Source organism: Staphylococcus pseudoxylosus (assembly GCF_003697915.1).
Classification (GTDB): domain Bacteria; phylum Bacillota; class Bacilli; order Staphylococcales; family Staphylococcaceae; genus Staphylococcus; species Staphylococcus pseudoxylosus.
The window spans coordinates 1-961 of the sequence record NZ_RCVN01000044.1; the positions used below are offsets into that span (position 1 = coordinate 1).

The window sequence follows — 961 nt, forward strand, 5'->3', positions numbered from 1 at the left end:
TGCAAACGATTTATCACTTAAAGATTCAATCAATGCAAATAATTTATTGCTTAAAGGTTCAATCAACGCAAACGATTTATCACTTAAAGATTCAATCAATGCAAATAATTTATCACTTAAAGGTTCAATCAACGCAAATAATTTATCGCTTAAAGGTTCAATCAATGCAAATGATATATCACTTAGAGGTACAATCGATGTTCCAACTCAAATGTTGACAATTCAAACTGGAAATGGTATGCAGTTGCAATTCACTAAAAAGAACGATGATTTAGTAATTGTTAGACTCTTTGGTAGTGTATCAACTACAAAAGCTGGCATTAAAATGTCTGGACCATGGGTAGATAAAGAATTTCGTCCAACTGTTGTTCAAAGTATTGTTGGTCATTTTGCTGGACATGAGACTTCTTTCCATATTGACATAGACACAAACGGTAGTATTACTTGGTGGGGACCAGATATTGGTAAAACACCTATTGCAACACGTGGTAACGGAAGTTACTTCATTAAATAACAAAATAGAAAGCGAAACAAAATGGTAACTAGAATGATTTTAATAACTATCTTAATTTTAGCGATTCTTTTCGCTACATGGGTAAAAGATAGAGAAGCAATGAACCCACCTTTCAAACGTAGACTTGTGATTGACTTAACGGTTATTTTATCCCTGTGGGTTTTATATGCGGTCTTCTTCTTTACACAAACTCCCTCAACTTCTGATATTGCCAAAACTGTGATTGACGTAGGTTTATTGTACTTTGTAGGGCAATTTATTTATTTGGTCGCAAAAATCAGTCCTATGTTCGACGGTTTGGTTAAACTTATGAAAAAGAACGGTGTAAGTGTTCCAGAAGTAGAAGAAGAACAAACGGAGGATAAAAAAGAATGAATATAACTAATGCTGGCGTTCGTGGGCATAATCCTACTGGGGTTGTGATTCACAATGACGCAGGCTCAAATG

The 961-nt window shown here is 34.7% G+C and carries 2 protein-coding genes; both read left to right on the forward strand.

The genetic code is table 11. The features are described from left to right. Window positions 1-514: hypothetical protein (locus D9V42_RS14685; protein ID WP_208639091.1), on the forward strand; the 514-nt coding region annotated here is incomplete at its 5' end. Window positions 515-547: 33 nt separating this feature from the next. Then, on the forward strand, window positions 548-889 hold the full coding sequence (locus tag D9V42_RS14690; protein ID WP_197064330.1) for a hypothetical protein: 342 nt from the start codon (window positions 548-550) through the stop codon (window positions 887-889). The last annotated feature ends 72 nt before the right edge of the window (window positions 890-961 follow it).